The 587-nt window shown below is 67.8% G+C and carries 1 pseudogene; it reads right to left on the reverse strand.

Going from position 1 to position 587, the window contains the following annotated elements:
- Window positions 1-587 (reverse strand): annotated as a pseudogene (locus PSH54_RS20545) (aconitate hydratase); the annotation flags it as partial.

The following is a 587-nucleotide window of genomic DNA, read 5'->3' on the forward strand; positions in this document are numbered from 1 at the left end:
TGCGGCGGCAGGGTAAGATGAGGAGAAGAGACAGGGGCAGGAGGCCGCCGTGGCGGAAGTACTCCAGCTCGTCGGGCGTATCGATGCGGCAGGTCAGCGGGACCTGCTTCACCGAGCCGTCGGCGGAGGTGATCTCGGCGGTCAGCGTCTGGCGCGGCTTCAGCTCACCCGCGAGGCCCTTGATGGTGACGGTCTCGTCGCCCTTCAGGCCCAGCGAATCCCAGGACGTGTCGCCCTGGAAGACCAGCGGCACGACGCCCATGCCGACGAGGTTCGAGCGGTGGATGCGCTCGAAGCTCTCGGCGATCACGGCGCGGATGCCGAGCAGCTTGGTGCCCTTGGCCGCCCAATCGCGCGAGGAGCCGGTGCCGTACTCCTTGCCCGCGAAGACGACGAGCGGCGTGCCCTGCGCCGCATACTTCTGCGCCGCGTCGTAGATGAACATCTTCTCGCCGGTCGGCTGGAACAGCGTGTAGCCGCCCTCGACCACGTTGCCGGAGCCGTCGCGGACCATCTGGTTCTTGATGCGGATGTTGGCGAAGGTGCCCCGCATCATCACCTCGTGGTTGCCGCGGCGCGTGCCGTAC

It is taken from the genome of Pseudoalteromonas sp. Angola-30 (assembly GCF_028599215.1).
In the GTDB taxonomy this organism is placed as follows: domain Bacteria; phylum Pseudomonadota; class Gammaproteobacteria; order Enterobacterales; family Alteromonadaceae; genus Pseudoalteromonas; species Pseudoalteromonas atlantica.